The organism is Streptomyces sp. NPDC093094, from assembly GCF_044754345.1.
Taxonomy (GTDB): domain Bacteria; phylum Actinomycetota; class Actinomycetes; order Streptomycetales; family Streptomycetaceae; genus Streptomyces.
In genome coordinates, this window is sequence record NZ_JBIVOX010000040.1 from 1 (window position 1) to 22,832 (window position 22,832).

At 71.4% G+C, this 22,832-nt stretch carries 22 protein-coding genes and 1 pseudogene; 16 read left to right on the forward strand and 7 right to left on the reverse strand.

The window, feature by feature from the left end; genetic code table 11:
• The 6 genes and pseudogenes from ACIQGV_RS39290 to ACIQGV_RS39315 form a co-directional block, all read right to left on the reverse strand.
• Window positions 1-202 (reverse strand): annotated as a pseudogene (locus ACIQGV_RS39290) (lipoyl synthase); the annotation flags it as partial.
• A 22-nt stretch (window positions 203-224) separates the two neighbouring features.
• Entirely contained in the window at window positions 225-1,730 is a 1,506-nt protein-coding gene (locus ACIQGV_RS39295) for a 2-oxo acid dehydrogenase subunit E2 (protein WP_402504205.1), read from the reverse strand.
• Between the two features lie 153 nt (window positions 1,731-1,883).
• Complete coding sequence (locus ACIQGV_RS39300; RefSeq protein WP_402504206.1) at window positions 1,884-2,534, reverse strand: 3-oxoacid CoA-transferase subunit B; 651 nt, start codon at window positions 2,532-2,534, stop codon at window positions 1,884-1,886.
• Window positions 2,534-3,316 carry a CoA transferase subunit A gene (locus tag ACIQGV_RS39305; RefSeq protein WP_402504209.1) on the reverse strand — a complete coding sequence of 261 codons (783 nt, stop codon included), beginning with the start codon at window positions 3,314-3,316 and terminating at the stop codon, window positions 2,534-2,536. Before ACIQGV_RS39305 ends, ACIQGV_RS39300 begins: the two co-directional genes overlap by 1 nt.
• A 47-nt stretch (window positions 3,317-3,363) precedes the next feature.
• Window positions 3,364-3,729, reverse strand: a complete 366-nt coding sequence (locus ACIQGV_RS39310) for a hypothetical protein (protein WP_402504212.1) — start codon at window positions 3,727-3,729, stop codon at window positions 3,364-3,366.
• 53 nt (window positions 3,730-3,782) lie between these two features.
• Entirely contained in the window at window positions 3,783-6,116 is a 2,334-nt protein-coding gene (locus ACIQGV_RS39315; RefSeq protein ID WP_402504214.1) for a transketolase-like TK C-terminal-containing protein, read from the reverse strand.
• A 275-nt stretch (window positions 6,117-6,391) separates the two neighbouring features.
• Here ACIQGV_RS39315 and ACIQGV_RS39320 point away from each other — a divergent pair, with 275 nt between their 5' ends.
• The 16 genes from ACIQGV_RS39320 to ACIQGV_RS39395 all read left to right on the forward strand — a co-directional run bounded on the left by ACIQGV_RS39320 (window position 6,392) and on the right by ACIQGV_RS39395 (window position 21,769).
• A complete protein-coding gene (locus tag ACIQGV_RS39320; protein WP_402504217.1) occupies window positions 6,392-7,039 on the forward strand; it encodes an Lrp/AsnC family transcriptional regulator in 648 nt (215 codons plus the stop codon).
• A gap of 131 nt (window positions 7,040-7,170) precedes the next feature.
• Window positions 7,171-7,860 (forward strand): GntR family transcriptional regulator, encoded by a 690-nt coding sequence (locus ACIQGV_RS39325; protein WP_402504219.1) that lies wholly within the window; start codon window positions 7,171-7,173, stop codon window positions 7,858-7,860.
• Window positions 7,861-8,257: 397 nt separating this feature from the next.
• Window positions 8,258-8,833 carry a VOC family protein gene (locus ACIQGV_RS39330; RefSeq protein ID WP_402504221.1) on the forward strand — a complete coding sequence of 192 codons (576 nt, stop codon included), beginning with the start codon at window positions 8,258-8,260 and terminating at the stop codon, window positions 8,831-8,833.
• 70 nt (window positions 8,834-8,903) lie between these two features.
• Window positions 8,904-9,803, forward strand: coding sequence for a dihydrodipicolinate synthase family protein (locus ACIQGV_RS39335; protein ID WP_402504223.1), 900 nt, complete (start codon window positions 8,904-8,906; stop codon window positions 9,801-9,803).
• 58 nt (window positions 9,804-9,861) lie between these two features.
• Entirely contained in the window at window positions 9,862-10,401 is a 540-nt protein-coding gene (locus tag ACIQGV_RS39340; RefSeq protein ID WP_402504226.1) for a flavin reductase family protein, read from the forward strand.
• Window positions 10,402-10,430: 29 nt separating this feature from the next.
• Window positions 10,431-11,642, forward strand: coding sequence for an acyl-CoA dehydrogenase family protein (locus ACIQGV_RS39345; protein WP_402504228.1), 1,212 nt, complete (start codon window positions 10,431-10,433; stop codon window positions 11,640-11,642).
• A gap of 119 nt (window positions 11,643-11,761) precedes the next feature.
• Entirely contained in the window at window positions 11,762-13,336 is a 1,575-nt protein-coding gene (locus ACIQGV_RS39350; RefSeq protein ID WP_402504231.1) for a sugar ABC transporter ATP-binding protein, read from the forward strand.
• Between the two features lie 40 nt (window positions 13,337-13,376).
• Entirely contained in the window at window positions 13,377-14,432 is a 1,056-nt protein-coding gene (locus ACIQGV_RS39355; protein ID WP_402504234.1) for an ABC transporter permease, read from the forward strand.
• A 69-nt stretch (window positions 14,433-14,501) separates the two neighbouring features.
• Window positions 14,502-15,689, forward strand: a complete 1,188-nt coding sequence (locus ACIQGV_RS39360; RefSeq protein WP_402504237.1) for a sugar ABC transporter substrate-binding protein — start codon at window positions 14,502-14,504, stop codon at window positions 15,687-15,689.
• 50 nt (window positions 15,690-15,739) lie between these two features.
• Window positions 15,740-16,594 (forward strand): oxidoreductase, encoded by an 855-nt coding sequence (locus ACIQGV_RS39365; RefSeq protein WP_402504239.1) that lies wholly within the window; start codon window positions 15,740-15,742, stop codon window positions 16,592-16,594.
• A gap of 74 nt (window positions 16,595-16,668) precedes the next feature.
• The gene (locus ACIQGV_RS39370) at window positions 16,669-17,229 is read left to right on the forward strand and encodes a VOC family protein (RefSeq protein ID WP_402504242.1); all 561 of its coding nucleotides are present in this window, start codon (window positions 16,669-16,671) and stop codon (window positions 17,227-17,229) included.
• A gap of 87 nt (window positions 17,230-17,316) precedes the next feature.
• Entirely contained in the window at window positions 17,317-18,165 is an 849-nt protein-coding gene (locus ACIQGV_RS39375) for a fumarylacetoacetate hydrolase family protein (RefSeq protein ID WP_402504244.1), read from the forward strand.
• Window positions 18,166-18,228: 63 nt separating this feature from the next.
• A complete protein-coding gene (locus ACIQGV_RS39380; RefSeq protein WP_402504247.1) occupies window positions 18,229-18,699 on the forward strand; it encodes a hypothetical protein in 471 nt (156 codons plus the stop codon).
• A gap of 142 nt (window positions 18,700-18,841) precedes the next feature.
• Complete coding sequence (locus ACIQGV_RS39385) at window positions 18,842-19,486, forward strand: NAD(P)-dependent oxidoreductase (protein WP_402504250.1); 645 nt, start codon at window positions 18,842-18,844, stop codon at window positions 19,484-19,486.
• 111 nt (window positions 19,487-19,597) lie between these two features.
• Complete coding sequence (locus ACIQGV_RS39390) at window positions 19,598-20,452, forward strand: SDR family oxidoreductase (protein ID WP_402504252.1); 855 nt, start codon at window positions 19,598-19,600, stop codon at window positions 20,450-20,452.
• Between the two features lie 105 nt (window positions 20,453-20,557).
• The gene (locus tag ACIQGV_RS39395) at window positions 20,558-21,769 is read left to right on the forward strand and encodes an acyl-CoA dehydrogenase family protein (protein ID WP_402504255.1); all 1,212 of its coding nucleotides are present in this window, start codon (window positions 20,558-20,560) and stop codon (window positions 21,767-21,769) included.
• Window positions 21,770-22,014: 245 nt separating this feature from the next.
• On the opposite strand, the gene ACIQGV_RS39400 is transcribed toward ACIQGV_RS39395, so the two are convergent.
• The gene (locus ACIQGV_RS39400; RefSeq protein ID WP_402504258.1) at window positions 22,015-22,719 is read right to left on the reverse strand and encodes a GntR family transcriptional regulator; all 705 of its coding nucleotides are present in this window, start codon (window positions 22,717-22,719) and stop codon (window positions 22,015-22,017) included.
• Window positions 22,720-22,832: the final 113 nt, after the last annotated feature.

Consider the following 22,832-nt stretch of genomic DNA (forward strand, 5'->3'; position numbering starts at 1 on the left):
AGCATTCGTAGATGTTGGGGCAGCCGGCTTCCTGGCACACGGTGTGCAGGCCCTCGCCCTTCACGAGGTTCTGCATCTTGGTGTACTCGGGGCCCGTTTTCGCCCGGGTCTTGATCCACTCGGGCTTGCGCTCGATGGGGGTCTGGCTGTTGCGGACCTCCAGGCGCAGCATCTTGCGTCCGTCGGGTGCGACTGCGGACACGACCGGCTCCTTTCCGGGAGGGCTACAGAGTGAAGGAGCCGTCGAAGTCGGCTGCTTCCAGGCGGCCCTTGAGCGCGGAGAGGAAGCGTGCGGCGTCCGCGCCGTCGACCAGGCGGTGGTCGTACGACAGGGAGAGGTACACCATGTCGCGCACGGCGATGGTGGTGCCGGCCTCGGGGTGCTCCCGCACGACCGGCCGCTTCACGGTCGCCCCGATGGCCAGGATGGCCACCTGCGGCGGGGTGAAGACGGGTGTGTCGAACAGGGCGCCGCGGGAGCCGGTGTCGGTGACGGTGAAGGTGGCTCCGGACAGCTCGTCCGGCTTGATCCTCTGCTGCCGGGTCCGGGCGGCGAGGTCGGCGATCCTCTTCGCGAGCCCGGGGACGTCGAGGCCGCCCGCGTCGTGGATGACCGGCACCATGAGGCCGCGCTCGGTGTCCACCGCGATGCCGATGTGCTCGGCGTCGTGGTAGGTGATGGTGCCGGCGTCCGTGTCGATGCTGGCGTTGAGGACGGGATGCTCGACGAGCGTCTCGACCGCGGCCCTGACGATGAAGGGCATCGGCGAGAGCCTGATGCCCTCACGGGCGGCGAACGCGTCCTTGACCCGGTCGCGCAGCCTCATGAGAGCGGTCACGTCCGCCTCGACGACCGAGGTGAGCTGGGCCGAGGTGTGCAGCGCCCGGACCATGTTCTCGGCGATGACCTTGCGCATACGGCTCAGGGGCTCGGTCCGTCCGCGCGGCAGGGAGGAGCCCGCGGTCCCGGGGGAGGAGCCGGCCGCCGGAGCCGGAGCCGGAGCCGGAGCCGGTGTGGGCGCGGGCGCGGGCGCCGGGGCCGGAGCGGGCGGTGTGATCGAGGGGGCCGGGGTCTCCGCCGGGGCCGGGCTGCCGGCGGCCGGCGCCGTCGCGGGAACGGACACACCGATGACAGCGAGCCGGGAACCGACCTCGGCGGTCTCGTCCTCACCGACCAGGATCTCCAGGAGGACGCCCCCGACCGGTGCGGGGATCTCGGTGTCCACCTTGTCCGTGGAGACCTCCAGCAGGGGTTCGTCCTCCGCCACCGCGTCCCCGACGTTCTTGAGCCAGCGGGTGACGGTTCCCTCGGTCACGCTCTCGCCGAGCGTCGGCAGGACCACGGGAGTACGGTCCGCCCCTGGAGCGGCGGGCGTGGGCGCGGGCGAGGAGACCGCAACGACGGGAGCGGGCGTAGAGGCCGGAACAGGTGCGGCAGGAGCAGGAGCAGGAGCAGCGGCAGGGGCGGGCGGCGGTGTGGCGGTGGCCTCGCCCGGCTCGGCGATGAGCCCCAGCAGGGCACCGATCTCCACGGTCTCGTCCTCGCCGACGGCGATCGACACGAGGACTCCCGAGGCGGGGGCCGGTATCTCGGTGTCGACCTTGTCGGTCGACACCTCCAGCAGGGGCTCGTCGGCTTCGACATGATCTCCCTCGGCCTTCAGCCAACGGGTGACGACGCCTTCGGTGACGCTCTCGCCGAGCGAGGGCAGGATGACTGAGGCCGGCATGATCGTGGGACTCCTTGCTGTGCGTGCGGGGGGTGCGTCCGCCCGGGGACCCTCGACGAGCGGTCCCCGGGCGGACGCGTCCGGCGCGGGGCACCGGGGGGATGGAGCGCCCTGCGCGGTCGGGGGGTGTCGCTGTGCGGCGTGGGGCGCCGCTCAGGCGATGCGTCCGAGCTCGGGCGTGAGGACGGGGGCACCCGTCCTGGCGGCCAGCTCGGCGGGGGAGACCCCGGGTGCCGTCTCCACCAGGACGAGGCCGTGCACGGTGACGTCGAGTACACCGAGGTCGGTGATGACGCGGTGCACGCAGGAACGGCCGGTGAGCGGAAGGGTGCACTCGTCGACGATCTTCGGCGAGCCGTCCTTGGCGTTGTGCTCCGTGAGCACGATGACCCGCCGTGCCCCGTGGACCAGGTCCATGGCGCCGCCCATGCCCTTGACCATCTTGCCGGGGATCATCCAGTTGGCCAGATCGCCCTGGGCGGAGACCTGCATGGCGCCCAGCACCGCGGTGTCGAGGTGGCCGCCCCGGATCATGCCGAAGGACAGCGCGGAGTCGAAGAACGAGGCACCGGGCAGGACGGTGACGGTCTCCTTGCCCGCGTTGATCAGATCGGGGTCGACCTCGTGCTCCGCCGGATAGGGGCCGGTGGCCAGGATACCGTTCTCGGAGTGCAGGACCACGTGCACGTCCGGCGGCAGATGGCCGGGGATCAGGGTGGGCAGTCCGATGCCGAGGTTGACGTACGAGCCGTTCTCGAGTTCCGCCGCCGCGCGGGCGGCCATCTCTGCGCGGGTCCAGGGCATCAGGAGTCGACCGCCTTGCCGGTTCGGGGTTCGGCGACCGTGCGCCGCTCGATGGGTTTGACGGCTGCCTGTTCCGGGGTGAGCAGGACGACCCGCTGCACGAAGACGCCGGGCAGATGGACCTCGTCGGGGTCGAGACGGCCGGGTTCGACCAGTTCCTCGACCTCGGCGACGGTGACACGGCCGGCCATCGCGACGAGCGGGTTGAAGTTCCGGGCCGACTTGTGGAAGACGAGGTTGCCGTACCGGTCCGCGCGAGCGGCGCGCACCAGGGCGAAGTCGCAGGTGATGCCCTCCTCCAGCACGTACTGCCGGCCGTCGAAGGCCCTCAGTTCCTTGACGGGGGAGGCCACGGCGACGCTGCCGTCGGGGCGATGGCGCCACGGGATGCCGCCGTCGGCGACAGGAGTCCCCACTCCGGCGGGCGTGTAGAAGGCGGGGATCCCGCTGCCGCCGGCCCGCAGACGCTCGGCCAGCGTGCCCTGGGGCACCAGCTCGACCTCCAGCTCTCCGGACAGGTATCTGCGGGCGAACTCCTTGTTCTCACCGACGTAGGAGCCGGTGACGCGGGCGATGCGGTCGGCGTCGAGCAGGACACCGAGGCCGTTGCCGTCGGTGCCGCAGTTGTTGGAGACGACCCGCAGCTCCCTCGCGCCCTGGTCGTGCAGGGCGGCGATCAGCGTGGCGGGGACGCCGCAGAGGCCGAATCCGCCCACGGCCAGGGAGGCGCCGTCCGCGATGTCCGCCACCGCTTCCGCGGCGGACGCGAATGCCTTGTCCATACGATCGTTGCGATCCTTCTCGTCGGAGCGATGTCTGTGCCGGGGCATCACGGTGTGCCGTCGTCCGCACGGGCCGTGTCGTCCGTACGGGCCGCACGGGCCGTGTCGTTCGCACGGTCCGCACGGCGGGCGGCGGCGACGGCCGGCCGTCGCGCGCCCGCCGCGACGGCCGCCGGGGACGGAGGCATCGACGGCGACCGGGGCGAGGACGGCGACGGGGACGGAGCCCGTCGCGCGCCCGCCGCCTCGTCCGACGGCCGCCGGACGTCCGCTCCGTCGCCGGATGCGGCAGGCATGACCATGCCGATCCTGCCGCCCGGTGCCAGATGGCGGGACGGCGGGACGGGCGGCTCCTTGCGCTCCTGCGCGGGTGCCCCGGACCAGACGCGTTCCACGCCGCTCAGAGCTTTCATGAGGTGTTCCTCCCTTGCGTTGCGACTCGGGGGTGCGAAGACCGAACGGGGCTTCAGTCCGTGAGGTCGAGGGCGGCGCGGACGATGCTGTCGGTGTCGATGCCGTGGTAGCGGTAGACGTCCTCCAGCGAGCCGGACTGGCCGAACCGCGACACGCCCAGCGCGCTCAGCGGGACCCGGTTGATGTTCGCCAGGAAGGCCAGGGTGTGCGGGTGGCCGTCCAGGACGGTGACCAGCGGGGCGGCGCGCGAGGCCGGGAAGACCTGGTCGAGGATCCAGGTGTCGGCGTGGCCGTGGCCGGAGCGGGCGTCGAGGGCCTGGAAGAGCAGGCCGGGGCTGGTGACGCAGACGACGTCCGCCGCGACGCCCTGCTGTCCGAGGCGCTCGGCCGCCTCCAGCGCCTCGGTCACCATGGCGCCCATCGCGGCGATGGTGACCCGGGGCTGTTCGGTGCGGCGCAGCGGGTAGGCGCCGGCGACGACCTGACGGCGGCGGCGTTCGCGTGCGGCCGGGTCCTCGGGCACCTGGGCCAGGCTCTGGTCGACCGGGCGGGTGGACAGCCGCAGATAGGCGGAGCCGCCGCCCGGCATGCCCAGCCGGGACAGCGCGGCCAGCAGGGTCCACTCGGTGTCCAGCGCGAAGGCCGGTTCCCAGGTGGTGCAGCCGGGCTGCTCGATGCCGAGAGAGGGCGTCGTGATGGACTGGTGGGCGCCGCCCTCGGGGGCCAGGGTCACTCCGGAGGGGGTACCGACGAGGATGGACTGGCCACCGGCGTAGATACCGAAGGACCAGGGTTCCAGGGCACGCTGGACGAAGGGGTCGTAGAGCACGCCGATGGGCAGCAGGGGCTTGCCCCAGCGGCTCCAGGTCGCGCCGAGCTCGCCCAGCAGCCCGACCAGGTTGGTCTCGGCGATGCCGAGTTCGATGTGCTGGCCGGTGGGCTTCTCACGCCAGTGCAGCAGGGTCTCGGCGTCGTCGTGGAACCAGTTGACGCGCTCGGTCGGGGCCCAGACACCGACCTTGTTGACCCAGCCGCCCAGGTTGGTGCTGGAGCTGACGTCCGGACTGACCGTGACGACGCGGGCGGCGGTCTCCGGGGCGGCACGGGTCAGGTCGAGCAGCACCCGGCCGAGGGCGGCCTGGGTGGTCGCGGTGCCGGTGGGGGTGCGGCCGATGTCGCTGGGCACCGAGGGCGGCGGTGCGCCGACCGCGGGGTCCCGGTTCAGCCGCGCCCCGGCCTCGGCGCACAGGCGTCCGGCGGGCGAGGCCGTGGGGAAGGCGTCCCACGGGCTCTCCGGATCCGCGCCGATCCGGGCGGCCAGCTCGTCGATCTGAGCCGTGGTCAGCAGCGAGGAGTGGTTCTGCGGGTGTCCCTGGGTGGGCAGGCCGTAGCCCTTGACGGTGTAGGCGAAGACGACGGTGGGACGGTGGTCGTCGACGGAGGCGAGCGCGTTGTCGAGCGCGGACAGGTCGTGACCGCCCAGATTGCTCAGCGCCCGCACCAGCGTCGTGTCGTCCAGCTGCTCCAGCAGTGCGGCGACGGGCGCGGCGTCCGGTCCCTCGCCGGGCAGGCGCTTGCGCAGTTCGGCGGCCGGGCAGCGCAGCAGCCGCTGGTACTCCGGGTTGGGCATCGCGTCGAGACGCCGGCGCAGTTCGGTGCCGCCGGGGCGGGTGAACAGCTCCTCCAGCAGCTTGCCGTACTTGAGGGTGAGCACCTGCCAGCCGGCCGAGGCGAACATGCCCTGGAGCCGGTCCGCGGCGATGTCGGGCACGACACGGTCGAGCGACTGCCGGTTGAGGTCGACGATCCAGACCAGCTCGCCGAGTTCGGAGACCTGCGGGTCGAGCACCGCCTCCCAGATCGCGCCCTCGTCCAGCTCGGCGTCGCCGACCAGCGCGTACTGCCGGCCCGCCGGGGTGCCGGCGTCGTCGGAGGTGAAACGCCGGGCGATGGCGCCCCAGATGGTGGCGGTGGCGCCGATGCCGACGGAGCCGGTGGAGTAGTCGACCGGGTCCGGGTCCTTGGAACGGCTCGGGTAGCTCTGCAGTCCGCCGAACTCGCGCAGGGTCGGCAGGTACGCGGGATCCAGGTTCCCCTGGAGGTAGTTGATGGCGTGCAGGACCGGCGAGGCGTGCGGTTTGACCGACACGCGGTCCTCGGGGCGCAGATGACGGAACCACAGCGTGGTCATGATCGACACCATGGAGGCGCAGGACGCCTGGTGGCCGCCGACCTTGAGCCCGCCGGGATTGGGACGCACCCGGTTGGCGTGGTGGACGATGGCGCTGGACAGCCACAGCACCCGGTCCTCGATCTCACGCAGGGTGTCGAAGGAGCCCTCGGCGGCGGTGCGGTGCGCGGCGGCTTGAGCTGGGGCAGTGGTCATGTGACACGGACCTCCTCTGGACCTGCCGCTCGTGGGAGCGAGCCGCAGGGTCGGGAAGCGAACGGGGGAGCGCGCCGGGCACGGCACGAACGGGAAACTGCTCCGGCCGGTGTGCCGGAGTGGGAGCGGCCGGGTTGCGCGGCCGCGGGCGGGTCACCGTGCGAGCAGTCGTTGCGGTGGAGCACACCACCTGACAAGAATGTGCGCAAGAGGTTGTGTGATAACAGTGCAGGATGCTCAAAATCCCACCCCCGACCCCCGAGAAGGTGCGCATCGTGACCAACACAGCGCGAACCAACACAGCGCGAACAAGCACAGCGCGAACAAGCACAGCGCGAACAAGCACAGCGCGAACAAGCACAGCGCGAACAAGCACAGCGCGAACGGACACGGCGCGAGCAGACGCAGCGCGAGGCGGTACCGCGCGGACGGACGCCGCGCGAGCCGGTACCGCGCGCATCGACTCCACCGACGCCCGGCTGCTGCTCGCCCTGTCCGCGCACCCCCGCGCCACGGCCGTCGCGCTCGCCGAGCGGACCGGGCTCAGCCGCAACACCGTCCAGACGCGGCTGACCGCGCTGGAACGCACCGACGGGGTGGGATCCTTCGAGCGCCGGGTCAGTCCCGCCGCACTCGGCTATCCGCTGACCGCCTTCGTGACCACCAAGGTCGTCCAGCGGCGGCTCGACGAGGTCGCGGGGGCGCTGGCCGCCATTCCCGAGGTCCTCCAGGTGCACGGTCTGACCGGGGACAGCGATCTGCTGGTGCATGTCGTGGCCGCGGACGCCGAGCACCTGTACCGCATCGCGGCCCAGATCCTCGACCACCCGGGGGTGGAGCGCACCAACACCGCTCTGGTGATGCGCCAGCTCGTCGACTACCGCGTCACTCCGCTGCTGCGGCGGGCGGCCTCCGCGCAGTGAGGGCGGCGCGGGGAAGGCCGACGGGGGAGAGGGCCGGGGCGAAGGCCGCGCGATGAGGGGACAGGGTCTTGATATCGCTGATAACGTAGATGGTCGGCGATATCTGTGGACGCTGCCCCAAGGAGGACCCCGTGGCTGGAGTGAGCACGACCGGTGTACGGCGTGTGCAGCCGCAGTCGGTGGTCGAGCAGGTGACCAGGGAGATCCGCCGGTCCATTCTCGCCGCCGACCTGCGTCCCGGCCAGGAGTTCTCGCTCCGTGAGATCGCCGGCCGCCTCGGTGTCAGCATCATCCCGGTACGCGAGGCGCTGCGCCATCTGGAGGGGCAGGGGCTCGTCATCACCGCCCGGGGCAAGAGCGCCGTCGTCGCCCCGCTCAGCCACGACGACCTGAACGCCATCTACCGGCTCCGCCGCAGAATCGAACCGGAGCTCGCCGGACGGGCCTGTCTGCTGCTGACCAGCCGCGATCACGCCCGGCTGGCGGCACATCTGGCGACCTTCGGCGACGAGCACCTGGGCCTCGACGAGATCTACGAGGCCCACCACGAGTTCCATCTCGATCTGCTGCGCCCCGCCGCCACCGAGTGGGACCTGCGCATCCTGGGCATGCTCTGGCACGCGGCCGAGCGCTATGTCCGGCTCGCGTTCGGCGGCCGGGACAGCGATCCCGAAGAGCCCCGCAGACGGGAGGCGGCGCACGCCGAGCTGCTCGCCGCGGTCGCCGAGCGGGACCCGGGCCGTGCCGCCCAGGCGGTCATGCACCACCTGGACGTCAACGAGCAGATCGCCCAGCAGGGCATCGCGGCCGTCGCCGACTGAGCCGTTCCCGTGCCGGCCCCGTGCCGACCGCACGCCCACCTGGCCGACCTCTTCCCTTTTCGTCGACTCCGGCGGCACACTCCTGTGGAGCGGTGCCGCCGTTGTCGTCCTGCCGGCCCGGGCGTCCGGCCCGTGCGCCGGTGACACACCTGGCGTAGCGTGAGAGCACCGTTCTCGCGGGCTCAGCGGCCCAGGGGCCGTCTGTCACGCCGCCGACACACGACCGACCGCCGTCGTCAACGGGCCGGAAACCCCCGTCTTGTAAAAGAACTCGCCTCAGAGGGTTTCTGTTATCACATATCACCGCTACGGTGGTGCGCATCAGAGGCTCTCGAAGCACAGAGCTCCGTCGCCGCCGTTCCGGCCGGTCCGACGTCAGAGTCCCAGGGAGAATCGCATGTCCGCGAGCCCGAAGTTCGCCCACGTCGTATTCCAGACAGCCCAGCCGCAGCAGATGCGCGACTGGTACTGCACCGTCCTCGACGGCCACGTCGTCTACACGGACGACGCCCTCTCGTTCATCACGTTCGACGAGGAGCACCACCGGGTGGCGCTCATCCACCCGCCGGCGCAGCTCAAGCGCAAGACGCCCGACACGGCCGCGATGCACCACGTCGCGTACACGTTCGACTCCATCGACGACCTGCTCGACCGGTACGTCCTGCTGCGCGACAAGGGCGTCCTGCCCGCCGTCTGCATCGCGCACGGCGTCACCACCTCGATGTACTACCGCGACCCCGACGGGAACTTCGTGGAGATGCAGATCGACCGGTACGCGGAGCCGGACGACGCCACCGCCTACATGAAGGGGCCCGAGTACGCGGCCGACTCGGTCGGTCCCTCCTTCGACCCCGAGGCGATGCTGGAGGCCCGGCGCGGCGGCGCCACCACCGAGGAGCTCTCCGACCGGGCCTGGGCGCTCAAGTCCGGCCTGCCCGACCCGATGCTCGTGCTCATGGGCGACGGAAGCTGAAGGCTGCGAACGTATGAAGCAAGACCGACGAGCCGTTCGGCATACGGCTCTTCCGGCCGGTTCCTACGTCATGGGACTGACCCCGTTCAACCACGACGGCACCCTCGACGAGGGTGCCCTGCGTGAGCACGTACGGTGGATGCTCCGCGAGGACGTCGGCTTCTGGCCCGCCAGCCCCGCCACGGGCGAGGGCTCGCAGATGACCGACACCGAGATCCTGCGGGTGGTGGAGATCGCGGCCGAGGAGGCCGCGGGCCGCAGCCCGGTGGTCGCCGGCAACCGAGAGTTCCCCACCGCCGCGCAGAACATCCGCTTCGCCGCCGAGGCGGTGGAGCGGGGAGCCGACGCGGTACAGCTCTACCCGCCCACCCTGGGCCACTCCTTCGTGCCGAACACCGCGATGTTCCAGGCGTTCTACGACGAGGTGCTGTCGGCGGTCGACGCGCCCGTGGTGCTCTCCAGCAACTTCATGACCGGCTTCGAGGTCCCGGCATCCGTCCTCGACCGTCTGGTCACCGTGCACCCGCAGGTCGTCGGGGTGTTCAAGCACCACCCCGACCAGCACAACGTGGCCGACTTCGTCGCACGGTTCGCGCCCCGCACGACGGTGCTGACGATGACGCAGCGGCTGATGTTCTCCCACTCCGTCGGAGCCACGGCCGAGCTGGACAACCTGCAGAACGTCGCCCCCCGTCTGTGCCGCGCCCTCCACGACGAACTCCACCGCGGAGACCTCGCCGCGGCGGGGGAGACCTACCGCACCGTGACCCGGCTGTGGAGCGGGATCTCCGGGTTCTCCGCCGGGCACGCGGTGCCGAGGGTCGTCGTCTACAAGGCGATGCTGCGCCTGATGGGACTTCCCGGCGGCCACGCCCGCAAGCCGTACCTCGAACCGGGGGAGGACGCCCTGAAGGCCCTCGCCGACATGATCGACGCCGTCGGTCTGCGTGAGATCGAGGGCCTGAAGTGACACCGGGCCGTACCCCGGCCGGACACGGACACGGCACGCTCCGAGAAAGGAACACAGCATGAGGACCGAGAGGCGGAGCGTAGCGCCGCAGACCTTCCGCGACATGATGGCGGGCGTCTGCGCGCCCGTCACCGTGGTCACCACGACGAACGACGGCAGTCCGTCCGGCGCCACGGTGAGCAGCTTCGCCTCGCTGTCGCTCGACCCGCCGCTGGTGACCGTGGCGTTCGACCGCGGTTCGCGGGTACTGGCCCAGATCCTGGAGGAGCGGCGGTTCGGTGTGAACCTGCTCGGCTACGCCCAGGCCGATCTGGCGATGCTGTTCGCCAGCCGCGACGCGGACCGCTTCGCCCAGGCCGACTGGCACCTCGACGACGGTCTGCCCCGTCTCGACGGCGCCGCCGGCTGGCTCGAATGCGACCTGTACGAGGCCGTGGAGGGCGGCGACCACCTGCTGCTGCTCGGGCATGTCGTCGGCGCGAGCCGGGCGGAGCTGCCGCCGCTCGTGTACGCGTACCGCACCTTCGGCACCCACTCCCGCTACGACGAGCGCCGCCGCCCCGCGATCATCGACTCCATCGCCGCGCTGGCCCGCTGACGATCCCCTGACACGAGAAGGAACGCACCATGGCATCCGTAACGACCGAAGTGCCCGTCACGGGCGGCGAACCGAGCACCGAGGAGCTCGTGGCCCGGATCAGGGAGCTCCACCCCCTGCTGGAGAAGAATGCGGCGCAGGGGGAGCAGGACCGCCGCGTCGTGGAGGAGACCGTCCAGGCACTCACCGAGGCCGGTGTCTTCAAGGTCGCCCAGCCCAAGCGCTACGGCGGCTACGAGATGCCGGTACGGACCCAGATCGAGGTCTCCGCGGCGGTCGCCGAGGCGGACGGAGGGACCGCCTGGGTGGTCACCCTCGTCAACCAGTGCGCCTGGATGACCGGGCTGTTCCCGGAGCAGGCCCAGGACGATGTCTGGAAGAGCAACCCCGACGCCAAGGTCTCCGGTGTGGTGACTCCCAGCTCGGAGTCGGTGAAGGTCGACGGCGGATTCGTCGTGAACGGCCGCTGGTACTACAACTCCGGTTCCTGGCACTCCGACTGGGCCGTGCTGGGCATGCCGGTCGTCGACGAGGCCGGTGAGACGATCGACCACGGCATCGCCCTCGTCCCGAGGTCCGACCTCGACTTCGAGGAGACCTGGTTCGTGGCGGGGATGAAGTCCTCGGGCTCGAACTGTCTCATCGCCCGGGACGTGTTCGTCCCGGAGCACCGGATCATCTCCGCGCCGAAGGCATGGGCGGGCGAGGTGGCCACCGAGCACACCGAGGAGGTGCTCTACCGCAGCGCCTTCACCCCGGTGCTGGCCCTCGGCATCGCCGCTCCGCAGCTCGGCATGGCGAAGAAGGTGCTGGAGCTGGTGAGCGCGAAGGCCGCGGCGAAGCCGCTCACCTTCACCTTCTACGCGACCCAGGCGGAGTCGCCGGTCTTCAGGCACCAGATCGCCGAGGCCGCGATGCTGATCGACTCGGCCTGTCTGCACGCCTACCGCGCCGTCGACGCGATCGACCGGGCCGCGCGCGAGGGAACGTACCCCGACGAGCTGATGCGCGCCCGCGCCCGTGCGGACGCCGGCTGGGTGGTCGCGAACGTCACCAAGGCGATCGACCTGCTGCTGTTCGCCCACGGTGCGGCCGGGTTCGGCGAGAACAACGTGATCCAGCGGCACTGGCGCGACTCCGCGGTGGCGGCCCGGCACGCCTACATCGTCCCCGGTGTGAGCCTGGAGATGTACGGCACGGCACTGCTGGCCGAGGACGGGAACATCACCCCGATGCTCTGAGGCCCGCCGCCCGGGTCCATCGTCCCTTCCGGCGCAGGGTCCTTTGCGGCCTCAGCTGATATCACATATATCAACTAGCAATTCTGAGGTGGCGTCGGCCACGTCAGGCAGGAGTACTGATGCGGAGCACACATGCACCGGGCCGGAGGTCGACCGGCTCGGGAACGCCTCCGAGTGACACGCACGGCCGTGAAGCCGTCGAGATCAGGGGCCTCACCAAACGCTTCGGGCGCGCGACCGTCCTGGACGGCGTCGACCTGACGATCGAGCCGGGCGAGATCCACGCCCTCGTGGGACAGAACGGGTCCGGCAAGTCGACCCTGATCAAGATCCTCTCGGGTGTCCACACCGCCGACGCGGGAGAGATCCGGGTCGGGGGCCGGGCGCTGTCCAGCCCCGTGCAGCCGGGCGACCTGCGCGAGCACGACCTCGCCTTCGTCCACCAGGACCTCGGGCTGGTCGACGACCTGTCCGTGGTCGAGAACGTGCGCGTCGGCCAGTACCGGCCGGGGCGGACCTCGCGCAGGATCAACTGGGCGCAGGAGCGCCGCGAGGCGGAGGAGACCTTCGCACGGCTCAACGTCTCCCTGCCGATGGACGCCCGGCTGGGCTCGCTGCCGGCCGGGCAGCGGGCCGTCGTCGCGATCGCGCGGGCCGTCCAGGGCCGCCGTCCGGGCACCGGCTGCATCGTGTTCGACGAGTCGACCCAGTCCCTGCCGCGCGAGACCCTGCCCGAGTTCTACGACATCCTGCGGGCCATCGCCCGCTCCGGCACCGGGATCCTGATCGTCAGCCACCGCCTCGACGAGGTGATGAGCCTGGCGGACCGGGTGACCGTGCTGCGCGACGGCAGGACGGCCGCCGAGGGCACGCCGGTGGCGGAGCTGACCGAGGCCGGGCTGAGCCGGCTGATCCTCGGCCGCGAGCTGGCCAGCGGCCGTATCGGCGCCGTGATCGACCCCGACAGCTACCAGCCGGAGATCGCGCTGGAGGTCTCCGGCCTGTCGGGCGCGACGCTCGGCGAGATCGACCTGCGGATCCACGGCGGCGAGGTCATCGGCATCACCGGTGCCGGCGACTGCGGCCTGGAGGAGGTCGAGCACATCCTCGGCGGGAACAGCCGGGCCTGCGGCGGCCGGCTCAAGGTCGGCGACAGCGAGTTCACCCTGCCGGTGCGCGACCGGGACGCCCTGCACGAGGCGGGCCTGGCGGTCATCCCCCAGCACCGTATGCAGGACGGTCTCGCGGCCGAGGTGAGCGCCATGTCGAACGTGACGCTGCCGAGGGTGACGAAGCGCGGCCGCTTCTTCCTCGGCCGCAACTGGCAGCACGAGGAGTTCAGGTCGGCGGTCGCCACCTTCGGCATCACCCCGGCCCTGCCGAACGCCCCGGTCGCCTCCTTCAGCGGCGGCAACCAGCAGAAGCTCCTGCTCTCCAAATGGCTGCTGAACTCGCCGCAGGTCCTGATCGCCTGCGAGCCGACCCAGGCCGTCGACGTGGGAGCCCGCCTGGACATCCTGCGGGCCCTGCGGGCCGCCGCCAACGAGGGCAAGGCCGTGGTGATCGTCTCGATCGAGGTGCAGGACCTCGCCGCCGTGTGCGACCGGGTCATCGTCCTGCGCCCCGGACAGACCCACCTCGAACTGGCCGACGACGTCTCGGCCGAGGCGATCACGAAGGCCACCTATGCCTGACCGACGACGCCGGCCGGCGCACGACGAAGGAGACACCGCCTTGACATCCGACGACAGCGCGACGACGACCATGGAGACGCGGCCGGCGGCCGCCGAACCCGAACCCGGGAAGAAGGCGCCCGAGCCCACCGGCACGAGCCACGGCAAGAAGGTCGCCGCGGACGTGGCCCGCCGGGGCAGCCTGATCGTGGTCTGGATCGCCCTCTTCATCATCTTCGGCTCCCTCAGCCCCGACCAGTTCCTCACGGTCGGCACCTTCCAGACGATCTTCGGCTCGCAGCAGGCCCTGGTGTTCATCGCCCTCGGAGCCCTGTGCGCGTTCGCGGTCGGGGAGTTCGACTTCTCGGTCGCGGCGGTCGCCGGACTGTCCGCGACCCTGGTCGCCGTCCTGGTCGGCGAGCAGGGCCTCGACGTCTGGCTCGCCGCCCTGGTGGCCGTGGCGGTGGCGGTGGGCGTGGGGGCCTTCAACGCCCTGCTCATCATCAGGATCGGGATCAATCCCATCGTGACGACGCTGGGCGTGGCGACCCTCCTCACGGGTGTCTCCTCCCGGATCTCCGACGGAGGCAGCGTCTTCCTCGACAGCCAGTCGCTGTACAAGGTCGCCGCGACCGATGTGCTCGGGCTGCCGATCAGCTTCTACTACGGACTCGCGGTGGCCGCCGTCTTCACCTACGTGATGACGTCCACGCCGCTCGGCCGGCACATGCTCTTCGTCGGCTCGAACCGCTCCGTCGCCCGGCTCGCCATGGTGCGGGTCAACCGGATCCGGGTCGGCGCGTACATCTCCTCGTCGCTGCTGTGCGGCATCGGCGGTGTGCTGCTGGTCGGGACCGTCGGCGGATTCGACCCGGCGAGCGCGTCCAGCTATCTGCTGCCGGCCCTGTCGGCGACGTTCCTCGGCACGGCCGTCATCCAGCCGGGCCGGTTCAACCCCGCCGGCAGCATGATCGCCATCTACTTCCTGGCGACCGGCATCGTCGGCCTCCAGCTTCTCGGCTTCGCCGGCTGGATCAGCGACGTCTTCTACGGATCGGCGCTCATCATCGCCATCGTCCTCTCCACGCTGTTCCGCCGGGACCGACGCCACTCCTGACCCTCATGCCCGGCCGCCACCGGCGGGTGGTGGCGGCCGATCCGCAACGCGACCGAGAGGAAACCGGAAATGAACCACACGTCAAGAGCCGCGACGGGCCGCACGAAGTGGGCCCTGCTCGCCGTCACCGCACTGGCGACCGCGAGCCTGAGCGCCTGCGGCGGATCCGACTCGTCCGACGGCACCGGCAGTCCCCGGGCGAGCGCCGAGGGCGTCGCCCACGCGAAAGCCGCCGTCGAGCAGCACCTCCCGGCCCTGGACCAGTTCGTGGCACCGGGGCGGGAGATCTCCGGCCTGGAGGGCTTCAAGGGCCGCACCATCGCCTACGTCCCCATCACCCTGAAGGCGACCTACTTCCAGGCCGAGCTGGAGCAGATCACCGAGGCCGCCGAGCTGCTGGGCATGAAGGTCCAGGTCTGCGACGCCCAGGCGCAGCCCACCGTGGCCACCCAGTGCATCAACCAGGCCGTCGCGGCCCGCTCGGCCGGCATCATCACCGACTCGGTCCCCTTCGCCCTGGCCAGGAACGCCTACGCGGCGGCCGTCAAGGCGGACATCCCGGTCGTCGCGTCGGACGTCTCCGACCCGGTGCCCGCGGAGTGGGAGGGCCACATGGCCACCACGGACAACGGCCAGGACGTGGGCGGCCGGCTGATGGCCGACGCGATCATCGCCGACTCCGGCGGCGACGCCGACGTGCTGTTCGTGAACACCACCTCGACCAGCACCACGAAGCGGTCCTCGGACGCCGTCCTGGACGAGTTCAGGACCCAGTGTCCCGGCTGCAGGGTCACCACGGCCGCCTGGGAGCCGACCGCGGTCCAGAAGATCCCGACCACGGTGAGCGTCGCGCTCAACGCGGACCGGAACATCGACTACGTGTACGTCAGCTACGACCAGCCCGCCGCCCCCCTCGCCATCCAGGGCATGCAGCTGTCCGGGCGTGCCGACGAGCTGAAGCTCGTCGGATACGGATCGGACGTCACGGCGATGCAGCGGCTGGCGAGCGGCAAGCAGCTCGCGGACGTGGCGGTCGACCCCGCGCTCGTGGCGTGGAACAACACCGACCGCCTGCTGCGCATGATGACGGAGACGGACGTTCCCGCGGCCTCGGCCTACACGATCCCGCGGCGCATCTTCAACAAGAGCAACATCGGCTCCGTGAACGGCCGCAGCGTCGACGAGTTCAAGAACGGGGCCTGGTTCACCGACGGCTCGTTCCGCAAGACCTACGCCCAGCTGTGGGGCGCGAGCTGAGCAGCGCGGGCCCGCAGGCACCCACCACCGATCCACCTGGAGAAGCAGACATGCCGCACTCCCTCGCCGGGGGTACCTACCTCCTCGGCGGCGACCTCACCGTGACCCGGACGGGCTACGGGGCCATGCAGCTCACCGGACCGATGGCCTTCGGGCCGCCGGCCGACCGGGCCGCCGCGGTCGCGGTCGTCCGCGAGGCGGTCGAGCTGGGCATCACCCACATCGACACCAGCGACTACTACGGCCCGTACGTCGTCAACGAGATCCTGCGCGAGGCCCTGCACCCCTACCCGCAGGACCTGCACATCGTCACCAAGGTCGGCTTCGCCCGCGACGAGAAGGGCGGCTGGCCGCAGGCCGCCGAGCCCGACCAGCTGCGCCAGGCGGTCAAGGACAACCTGACCCGCCTCGGCCTGGACACCCTCGACGTCGTGAACCTCAGGGTGGGCGGCCCGGGCGAATCGGTGACCACACCCTTCGGCGTCCTCGCCGAGCTGCGGGAGCAGGGCCTCATCCGGCACCTGGGCCTGAGCACGGTCACCGCGGAGCAGGTGGCCGAGGCCCGGTCGATCGCGCCCGTGGTGTGTGTGCAGAATCTGTACAACATCGCGAACCGGGGCGACGACGCCCTGATCGACAGCCTCGCGGCCCAGGGGATCGCCTACGTCCCCTACTTCCCGCTCGGCGGATTCAGCCCGGTGCAGTCCGGCGTCCTCGACGGCGTCGCCGCGCGCCTGGGATCCACCCCCAGGGCCGTGGCGCTGGCGTGGCTGCTGCGGCGGTCGCCCAACATCCTGCTGATCCCGGGCACCTCCTCGGTCGCGCACCTGCGGCAGAACGTCGCCGGCGCCGCCGTGGAACTCCCGGACGACGCCGTCGCCGAGCTCGACGCCGTCGCGGGATGACAGGGGTGGGCGCTCACCCCACAAGGGCGCCCGCCACCGGCCGGACACGCCGCACCAGCACAGGAGAGACGAGCATGACCTCGACACCCAAGTTCGCCCACGTCGTGTTCCAGACGTCCCAGCCCGACGCCATGCGCGCGTGGTACTGCGCGCTGCTGGGCGCCCACGTCGTCTACGAGGGACACGGTCTGACCTTCATCACCTTCGACGAGGAGCACCACCGCATCGCCCTGGCCCACATCCCCGACCTGGAGCGCAAGTCGGCGAGGACGGCCCTGGTGAACCATGTCGCGTACACCTTCGACTCGCTCGACGAGCTGCTGGAGCGCTATCTGGAGCTGCTGTCCCAGGGCATCGAACCCTGGAAGCCGGTCCAGCACGGCGTCACGACCTCGCTGTACTACGAGGACCCGGACGGCAACCACGTGGAGCTCCAGGTCGACAACTTCGCCACGGCCGACGAGGCCACCGCCTACATGCGGGGCGCGGAGTACGACGCCGATCCCATCGGGGTGCGCTACCGGCCCGAGCTGATGGTGGAGGCACGCCGGGCCGGCACCCCGGCGGCCGAGCTGCAGACCCGGGCGTGGGCGCTGAGGACCAGCCCCGAGCTGCCGCACCCGATGGCCGACTGAGAGGCCGGCCGGGAGGGCCCGGGACAGGAGGTGGCTGCACCTCCGTACTATCGTTATCACATATATTCTCTACGTGAGGAGCCAGGAATGCAGATCGTCAACGCGGCGGGCAGGCTGGGCCTGCTGACCGCCGAGGGGGTGGTCGACGTCGCCCAGGCGAGCGGCGGCCTGTTCTCCCCGGACGTCCAGGCCGTCTACGCCCGGTGGGCGGAGTTCAAGGACTGGGCGGCGACCGGCGCGGCCGGGGCTCCGACGCGGCCGGTGGGTGACGTGCGGCTGGACTCCCCGGTGCCGCGGCCGGGCCAGGTCTTCGCGATCGGGCTCAACTACCTCGACCACGCCGAGGAGGCCGGACTGGACGTGTCCACCGACTCCATGGTCGTGTTCACCAAGTTCCCGTCGTCGATCACCGGACCGGACGCCGAGGTCGAGCTGCCGCAGGGCTCGGTCGACTTCGAGGCGGAGCTGGTGGTCGTGATGGGCGGGCACGCCCACCGGATCGACGCGTCCGAGGCGTGGGACCGCGTGGCCGGCCTGACCGTGGGGCAGGACCTCTCCGAGCGGGAGATGCAGCTGCGGCCGCCCACCCCTCAGTTCAACATGGGGAAGTCCTTCCCCGGCTTCGCGCCCATGGGGCCGGCGGTCGTCTCCGTCGACGAGTTCGACGACCCCGACGACCTCGCCATCGGCTGCACCCTCAACGGCGTGACGATGCAGCAGTCGCGCACCAAGCTCATGATCTTCCCGGTCGCCGAGATCATCGCGCGGCTGTCGCAGACCGTCACCCTCGCGCCCGGCGACGTCATCTTCACCGGCACCCCGTCGGGCATCGGCTTCGCCCGTGAGCCCAAGGTCCTGATCGGCCCGGGCGACGAGCTCGTCACCACCGTCCAGGGCATCGGGACGATCCGCACGGGCTTCCGCGCCGCGTGCTGACGGGCTCTCGCCCCGGGCGCCCCCGCACCACACATCGACGACATTCCCGGAGGGGAACAGCACATGGAACAGAACTGCCTGATCTGCGGACTGGAGGAGTCCGAGGAGACCGACGTGGTCTTCCGCGACGAGCTCTGGGCCGCGGAGATCGTCCCGTCCTACGACGTCCCCGGATGGTTCTTCCTGCGCGCCCGGCGCCACGCCGAGCGCATCACCGGCCTGAACGAGCGGGAGCAGGAGACGTTCGGCCGCCGGGCGCGGGACCTGGTCGCCGCCGTCACCCACGCCACCGGCGCGGAGGCCACGTACATCCTCATGTTCGGAGAGGCGTTCCCGCACTTCCACGCCCTGGTCGCGGCCCGCACCGCCGACATCCCCGCCGACCGCCGCGGCGGGGACATCCTCAAGCTCAGGGGCGAGCAGGCCGACCCGGAGCGCGCCAGGGCACTGGTCCCGGCGGTCCGGGACGCCTACGCCGAGCTGACGTCGGAGCCGCTCGTGGTGTCCCAGGGCGCCCCGGCCGAGGGCAGCTGACCGACGGCGGAAGGCAGCCGGAGTGCGAGCCCCGGGTCGCCGGCTGCCTTCGGCAGTCCCGGGAGCCCGCCGTGATCCCGATGGCACGGCCGGGCGGTCCGCGTGGGGGAGAGTCCCCGACGCACACCACTGGAGAGTTCTCATGGCCCGCATCACCGTTCTCGGCGGCACCGGATACGCCGGTGGCGCCATCGCCCGCGAGGCCGCCGCGCGCGGACACGAGGTCGTCGCCTTCAGCCGCAGCGCGTCGGGCGACACGATCGCCGGCGTCGTGCCCGTGACAGGTTCCGCGCAGGACCGGGCCGACCTGGAGCGTGCCACGGCCGGCGCCGACGTGATCGTCGTCGCCCTGGCGCCGAGCGGCGACCTGGCGGACGGCTTCGTGAAGCTCAACGAGGAGATCGCCGACCTCGCCCGCACCGCGGGTGCCCGTCTCGGCGTGGTCGGCGGCGCCGGATCCCTGCTGACCGGGCCCGAGGGGCCCAAGGTCTACGAGGCACCCGAGTTCCCCGAGCAGTTCCGGGGCTACGCCCGCATCAGCGACCAGGTCCTGCAGGGGCTGCGCGACAGCGACCCGGGCCTCGACTGGTTCGTGCTGAGCCCGCCCCGGGGTTTCGGGCACTACGCCCCCGGCGAGCCGGTCGGGACGTTCCGCCTGGGCCGCGACGTCATGCTGGCCGACGAGGAGGGGCGCTCCTTCATCTCCGGGGCGGACTTCGCCGCGGCCTTCGTCGACGAGATCGAGACCCCGGCGCACCGTCGCGCGCGCTTCACGGTCGCCTACTGACCGAGCAGGTCGAGCCGGATCGTTCATTTCAAAACTAACCGTTATAACATATGCTCTACGTCACGTCCGGTCCGTCCGGCCGTGCGTGGGCGACGTACGCCGGAGGTTCTCTTGATTCTGGTAACCGCTGCGAGCGGCCGGACCGGCCGCAGTCTGGTGAGAGCGCTCGCGCGCGAAGGCAAGTCCGTCAGGGCCGCGGACATCGCGCCGTCCGTGAGCGAACTGCGCGACCACGGCGCGGACGAGACCGTCGTGGCCGACCTCCTCGAACCCGCCGACCTGCGCAAGGCCATGGCGGGCGTCGACACCGTCGTCCACATCGGCCCCTTGTTCCACCACCGTGAGGCGGACATCGGCCGCGCCGTGGTCGCCGAGGCGCGTCGCGCCGGTGTCGGCCACTTCGTGCAGTTCTCCGTGGTGCACCCGCAGATCGAGGCGCTCCTGAACCACCAGGCCAAGCTGGCCGTGGAGCGTGTCGTGGTCGAGTCCCCGATCCCGTTCACCATCCTCCAGCCCATGCACTACCTCCAGAACATCGACGTCGCCAGGACCGTCCGGACCGGGGTGCACCGCAAGCCCTTCTCCCACGACACCCGGCTGGCCCAGGTGGACCTGGAGGACGTCACGACCGTCGCCGCGAAGGTCGCCGGCGACCCCGCGCACCACTGGGCGACCTACGAGCTGTGCGGGTCCGACCATGTCAACGGCCACGAGATCGCGGCCCTGATCGAAGAGGTGTCGGGCGTGCCCGTCACGACCGAGCTCCAGCCGATCGGCGACTTCGCGAGCAGCGAGCGCCAGGCGCGCGCGGAGGACGAGTTCCCCTACGACGCCATGTACCGGCTGTGGGGCCACTACAGCCGCTACGGCATCACGGGCAACCCGAACGTGCTCGGCTGGCTGCTGGGCCGGCCCCCGACGACACTCCGCGAGTACGTGGTGCGCGAGCTCGACGCGGCGGCCTGACCCGCCCGAGCGCTCGCGGTGACCCGGCCGGCCCGGCGACGGGCCGCCCGCCGGAACCTGCAGACACCGCGCCGACGACGGCGCGCTGATATCCGAGGACAACGCATGACCACGTCGATTGAAACCACTTCCCCCACCGCCGAGCCGGATGTGGCCGCCGACCTCGTCGCCCGTGCCATCGGGCTGCAACCCCTGCTGCGCGCCAACGCGGCCCAGGGCGAGCGGGACCGGCGCGTGACGGACGAGAGCATCAACGCCCTCCGGCAGGAGGGACTCTTCAGGGTCCTCCAGCCACGGCGCTACGGCGGTTCCGAGGCATCGATGCGCGCCCTGGTCGACGTCTCGGCGGCCGTGGGCGAGGCCGACGGCGGCACGGCCTGGGTGGTGTCGCTGCTCAACTCGGGTGCCTGGCTGGCGAGCTGTTTCCCGAAGCAGGCGCAGGACGACGTCTGGGGCTCGAACCCCGGGGCGCTGGTGTCGGGCGTGTTCTCGCCGCTCGTCGAATCGAAGAAGGTGCCCGGGGGCTACCGGGTCACCGGCAAGTGGTTCTACAACTCCGGTTCCTGGCACGCCGACTGGGGCGTGCTCAGCATGCCCGTCACCGACGAGGACGGCACGGTCGTCGACATGGCCATGGCCCTGCTGCCGCGTGCCGAGCTCGACCTGGAGGACACCTGGTTCGTCGCCGGCATGCGCGCCTCGGGCTCCAACTGCCTGATCGCGAACGACGTGTTCGTGCCCGAGCACCGGATCATGTCGGTGGGCCCGGCGATCGAGGGCGACTTCCCGACCGAGTTCACCGAGGAGCTGCTCTACCGCTCGCCCCTCGGGCCGTTCTTCGCCGTGGGCATGGTCGGACCGCAGCTCGGCCTCGGGCGGGCGGCACTGGCGATCGTGAAGGAGAAGGCGGCCACCAAGGGCATCGCCAACACCGTCTACACACGGCAGGCCGACTCGGTGGCCTTCCAGATCCAGCTCGCGCAGGCGACGATGCTGCTCGACACGGCCCACTTCCACGCCCACCGGGTGACCGAGGACATCGACTCGGCCGCCGCGGAGGGCCGCAGGCTGGAGCTCCTGGACAGAGCCCGGGTCCGCGCCGACATCGGCTGGGCGATCGAGAACGTCGTGAAGGCGATCGACATCCTGCTGTACGCGCACGGGTCGGGCAGCTTCGCCGAGGTCAATCCGCTCCAGCGCATCTGGCGCGACTCCGAGGTCGCCTCCCGGCACGCCGGCATCCTGCCGATGGTCTGCTACGAGATCTACGGCAAGGCGCTGGTCGGCTCCGAGGAGCGGATCACCCACATGATCTAGGCGTCGGTCCGGGGCGGGCGGGGGGGGGGGGGGGGCGCCCCGGCGGGGGGGGGGGGGGGGGGCCCCCGGGCCCGCGCCCGCCCGCCCCGCGCGGGGCCCGGGCGGGGGGGGGGGGCCGCGGCGGGCCCCCCCCCCCCGGGGGGCCCCCCCCCCCCGGCGGGGGGGGGGGGGGGGGGGGGCCGCCGCCCCCCCCCGGGGGGGGGGGCGGGGGCCCCCCCCCCCCCCCGGCCGCACCAGGACCCGGATCAGGTGCCCGGTCCGTCGTCGGTCGCGACCCGCGGGTCGTCGCTGAGCGCGCGCAGCGCGGTCGCCTCGTTCCGCTTCAGGTGCACCAGGACGGCGTCGGCGACGGCATAGGGGTCGCGCTGCCGGAAGGTGTCGATGAGCGTCTCGTGGGCGTGCTGCCGGCGGGACTTGTCCCGCGGGTCGGGGTCGAGCTTGCTGAACCCGATCCGGATGTAGCGCTCGGCGGCCCGCCACAGGGAGTTCAGGACGCGCATGTCCCAGGCGGTGGCGGCGGGAGCGAGCAGCGCGGCGTGGAACGCGTGGTGCGCGTCGTAGACCGTCTGGATGGTGTGCCGCTCGTGCCCGAAGTCCTCCGCCTGGGCCTGCAGCCGGTCGAGAGCGGCGTCCGAGATCAGCAGGCTGGAGCGTGCCGCGAGGTCGGGTTCGAGACTGCGGCGGAGCCGGTAGATGCCCTGGAGGTCGTCCAGATGCAGCGGTGCCACACAGGCGCTCCGGCCGGGCCGGGTGATCACGAGCCCTTCGCTCTCCAGGCTGCGCAGCGCTTCGCGCACCGGGATGAAGCTGACGTCGAGCATGGCGGCGATCTTGCGCAGCGAGAAGGTCTCGCCGGGCGGGAGGTCTCCCGACACGATCGAGCGGCGCAGCTCGGTGGTCACCATCTCCGGGATCGATCGGGACTCGATCGGCTGGAGGGGACGCTTCATATCCGCTTCCGCCTTTGCTCTCGGTCGTCACCGCGGGCATCGCTCATGCCTCACTGTTGCAATATGATATAACAGCTTTATCTTCATGGCGACGGCTTTCCCTGTCCTCCGCC

What these genes read in the sequence shown, in the direction of transcription:
- ACIQGV_RS39295 (WP_402504205.1), bottom strand. Translation starts at nt 1,730, where the DNA reads ATGCCGGCCTCAGTCATCCTGCCCTCGCTCGGCGAGAGCGTCACCGAA.
- ACIQGV_RS39300 (WP_402504206.1), bottom strand. Translation starts at nt 2,534, where the DNA reads ATGCCCTGGACCCGCGCAGAGATGGCCGCCCGCGCGGCGGCGGAACTC.
- ACIQGV_RS39305 (WP_402504209.1), bottom strand. Translation starts at nt 3,316, where the DNA reads ATGGACAAGGCATTCGCGTCCGCCGCGGAAGCGGTGGCGGACATCGCG.
- ACIQGV_RS39310 (WP_402504212.1), bottom strand. Translation starts at nt 3,729, where the DNA reads ATGAAAGCTCTGAGCGGCGTGGAACGCGTCTGGTCCGGGGCACCCGCG.
- ACIQGV_RS39315 (WP_402504214.1), bottom strand. Translation starts at nt 6,116, where the DNA reads ATGACCACTGCCCCAGCTCAAGCCGCCGCGCACCGCACCGCCGCCGAG.
- ACIQGV_RS39330 (WP_402504221.1), top strand. Translation starts at nt 8,258, where the DNA reads ATGTCCGCGAGCCCGAAGTTCGCCCACGTCGTATTCCAGACAGCCCAG.
- ACIQGV_RS39335 (WP_402504223.1), top strand. Translation starts at nt 8,904, where the DNA reads ATGGGACTGACCCCGTTCAACCACGACGGCACCCTCGACGAGGGTGCC.
- ACIQGV_RS39340 (WP_402504226.1), top strand. Translation starts at nt 9,862, where the DNA reads ATGAGGACCGAGAGGCGGAGCGTAGCGCCGCAGACCTTCCGCGACATG.
- ACIQGV_RS39345 (WP_402504228.1), top strand. Translation starts at nt 10,431, where the DNA reads ATGGCATCCGTAACGACCGAAGTGCCCGTCACGGGCGGCGAACCGAGC.
- ACIQGV_RS39350 (WP_402504231.1), top strand. Translation starts at nt 11,762, where the DNA reads ATGCGGAGCACACATGCACCGGGCCGGAGGTCGACCGGCTCGGGAACG.
- ACIQGV_RS39360 (WP_402504237.1), top strand. Translation starts at nt 14,502, where the DNA reads ATGAACCACACGTCAAGAGCCGCGACGGGCCGCACGAAGTGGGCCCTG.
- ACIQGV_RS39365 (WP_402504239.1), top strand. Translation starts at nt 15,740, where the DNA reads ATGCCGCACTCCCTCGCCGGGGGTACCTACCTCCTCGGCGGCGACCTC.
- ACIQGV_RS39370 (WP_402504242.1), top strand. Translation starts at nt 16,669, where the DNA reads ATGACCTCGACACCCAAGTTCGCCCACGTCGTGTTCCAGACGTCCCAG.
- ACIQGV_RS39375 (WP_402504244.1), top strand. Translation starts at nt 17,317, where the DNA reads ATGCAGATCGTCAACGCGGCGGGCAGGCTGGGCCTGCTGACCGCCGAG.
- ACIQGV_RS39380 (WP_402504247.1), top strand. Translation starts at nt 18,229, where the DNA reads ATGGAACAGAACTGCCTGATCTGCGGACTGGAGGAGTCCGAGGAGACC.
- ACIQGV_RS39385 (WP_402504250.1), top strand. Translation starts at nt 18,842, where the DNA reads ATGGCCCGCATCACCGTTCTCGGCGGCACCGGATACGCCGGTGGCGCC.
- ACIQGV_RS39395 (WP_402504255.1), top strand. Translation starts at nt 20,558, where the DNA reads ATGACCACGTCGATTGAAACCACTTCCCCCACCGCCGAGCCGGATGTG.
- ACIQGV_RS39400 (WP_402504258.1), bottom strand. Translation starts at nt 22,719, where the DNA reads ATGAAGCGTCCCCTCCAGCCGATCGAGTCCCGATCGATCCCGGAGATG.